Source organism: Streptomyces sp. NPDC059456 (assembly GCF_042750055.1).
Lineage (GTDB): Bacteria > Actinomycetota > Actinomycetes > Streptomycetales > Streptomycetaceae > Streptomyces.
The window spans coordinates 1-3,110 of sequence record NZ_JBHYVA010000857.1 but is presented as its reverse complement, the minus strand read 5'-3'; the positions used below and the strand labels follow the sequence as shown (position 1 = coordinate 3,110).

Below are 3,110 nucleotides of genomic sequence, written 5' to 3'. Positions count from 1 at the left end.
TCCAGCTCCATGACCGCCCCCAACGGGCCCTCCCAGCAGCGCGTCATCCGCAGCGCCCTCGAGAACGCCGGCCTGACCATCGCCGACGTCGACGCCGTCGAAGCCCACGGCACCGGCACCCGCCTCGGCGACCCGATCGAGGCGCAGGCCCTGCTGGCCACCTACGGCCAGGGCCGCGACGCGGACAAGCCGCTGTGGCTCGGCTCCCTGAAGTCGAACCTCGCCCACACGCAGGCCGCGGCCGGCGTCGGCGGCGTCATCAAGATGGTCCAGGCGCTGCGCCACGGCGTCCTGCCCAAGACCCTGTACGCCGAGGACCCGACCCCGCACGTCGACTGGACCGCGGGCCACGTCAAACTCCTGACCGAGCCGGTCGCCTGGCCGGCGGGCGAGCGTCCGCGCCGCGCCGGCATCTCCTCCTTCGGCCTCAGCGGCACCAACGCGCACGTCATCGTCGAAGAGGCCCCGGCCGCCGAGCCGGCGCAGGCCGAGGGCGAGCCCCGCGCCCTGCCGCTGGTCCCCGTCGCCCTGTCGGGCCGTACGCCGAAGGCGCTGGCCGAGCAGGCCGGACGGCTGCACGCGCACGTCACCGGGCACCCCGAGGTGTCCCTCACCGACCTCGGCTTCTCCGCGGCCACCACCCGCACCCCGCACGAGCACCGGGCCGTCGTCGTCGGCGCCGACCGCGAGGAACTCCTCTCCGGCCTGGCCGCCCTCGCCGAAGGCACGGCCGCGGGCGCGGTGCAGGACGTCGTACGGGAGGGCCGCGCGGCCTTCCTGTTCACCGGCCAGGGTGCGCAGCGCCTGGGCATGGGCCGTGAACTGCACGCCGCGTTTCCGGTGTTCGCGCAGGCTCTGGACGCGGTTGTCGCGGCCCTGGACACCCACCTGGACAGGCCGCTGTACGAGGTGATGTGGGGCGAGGACGAGGCGCTGCTGAACAGCACCGCGTTCACGCAGCCCGCGCTGTTCGCGATCGAGACCGCGTTGTTCCGGCTGGTGGCGTCGTGGGGGGTGCGCGCCGACTTCCTGGCGGGTCACTCGATCGGTGAGATTTCGGCCGCGCACGCCGCCGGTGTCCTTTCGCTGGAGGACGCGGCCCGGCTGGTCACCGCTCGTGGCCGGCTGATGCAGGCGTTGCCTGCGGGTGGTGCGATGGCGGCGATCGAGGCGACGGAGGAGGAGATCCTCCCGCACCTGACGGACACGGTGGGCATCGCGGCGATCAACAGCCCGCGCTCCATCGTGGTCTCTGGTACCGAGGACGCCGTCGAAGCGATCCGGGCCGCGTTCACCGAGCTGGGCCGCAAGTCGACCCGGCTGCGGGTCTCGCACGCCTTCCACTCCCCGCTGATGGACCCGGCGCTCGCCGAGTTCCGGGCCGTCGCCGAATCCGTGACGTACGCCCCCGCGCAGATCCCGGTCGTCTCGGGTGTGCACGGCGCGGTCAGCGAGGACTGGGGCACCCCGGAGTACTGGACGCGCCACCTGCGCGAAGCCGTCCGCTTCTCCGACACCGTCCAGCACCTCGCCGCCAAGGGCGTCCAGACCTTCCTGGAGCTCGGTCCCGACGCCGTCCTCACCGCGCTCACCCGCACCACCCTCGACGGTGGTGACGCCGTCGTCGAGCCCGCCGTCCGCAGGAACCGCCCCGAGGCCCGCACCCTCCTGACGGCGCTCGCCCGGCTCCACACCACCGGCACGCCCGTCGACTGGACCGCCTTCCACGCCGGGACCGGCGCGCAGGTGGTCGCGCTGCCGACGTACGCTTTCCAGCGCGAGCGGTACTGGATGATCGCCGACCTCGCGGGCGGCGGCGACGCGTCCGCCTTCGGCCTCGCACCCGCCGACCACCCGCTGCTCGGCGCGGTCATCACCTCCCCGGACACCGACGGGGTGACCTTCAGCGGCCGCCTCGCCGTCGATGCCCAGCCCTGGCTGGCCGACCACGACGTCCTCGGCTCCGTGCTGCTGCCCGGCACCGGATTCGTCGAACTCGCCCTGTACGCGGGCGAGCAGGTCGGCCACACCACCCTGGAGGAACTCATCCTCCAGGCCCCGCTCGTGCTGCCCGAGCACGGCGGCGTCGCCCTCCAGGTCTCCGTCTCCGGCGCGGACGAGCTGGGCCGCCGGACCGTGCTCATCCACTCCCGCCCCCAGGACGCGCTGCCCGACACCCCTTGGCTGCTGCATGCCCAGGGCCTCCTCGGCACCGCGCCCGTGGCCTCCGGCGCCGACCTGACCGCGTGGCCGCCCGCCGGCGCCGCCGAGGTTCCCCTGGACGACGCGTACGCACTGCTCCAGGACCGCGGCTACCACTACGGGCCGGTGTTCCAGGGCCTTCAGGCCGCCTGGCGCCAGGGTGACACCGTCTTCGCCGAGGTCGAACTGCCCGAGCGGGCGCACGAGGACGCCGCCCGCTTCGGCGTTCACCCGGCCCTCCTCGACGCGGCCCTGCACGGCTCGCTGCTCGACGACGGCCAGGACAGCGGTTCCGCCGGCTCCGGCGACTCCGGTGTGCTGCTGCCGTTCGCCTGGAGGGGCGTGCGCTTCCACGCCGTCGGGGCGACCCGGCTGCGGGTGCGGATCGCCCCCAGCGGCCCCGACGCCATCACCCTCGACGGCGCCGACGCGGAGGGACTGCCCGTCTTCTCCGTGGAATCGCTCGTCTCGCGGCCCGGCGCGGCCGCGGACGCCGCGGGCCGGGGCGCCCCGGGCGGCGCGCTGTTCGCCGTCGAACTCCAGCCGCTCGCCGCTGCCACCGCTCCCGCCCCGCTGACCTGGGGCCGCTGGGAGGCGGACGACCGGACCGGGCCCGCGCAGGACGTACTGGTCCTCGACGACCTCGACGACCTCGACGACCTCGACGATCTCGAAGGCCTCGAAGGGGCCGACTGCCTCGGTGCCGCCGGGGCGCAGGGCACCGCCGCCCGGGTGCACGCGGTCACCGCCCGGGCCCTGGCCCGGGTACAGGAGTGGCTCGCGGACGAGCGGTTCGCCGAGTCCCGCCTGCTCGTGGTCACCCGCGGAGCCGTGGCCGCGCCCCGCGCGGGGGGGGCAAACCAAGCCGGCGCGGGGGGGCGCGGGCGGGGAGGGGGGGGGCCCGGCGC

General features: G+C 75.2%; 1 protein-coding gene. It reads left to right on the top strand.

Annotation, left to right across the window (positions count from 1 at the left end):
* Positions 1-9: 9 nt before the first annotated feature.
* On the top strand, positions 10-3,110 hold a 3,101-nt coding region (locus tag ACFXA3_RS39635; protein ID WP_385195799.1), incomplete at its 3' end, for a type I polyketide synthase.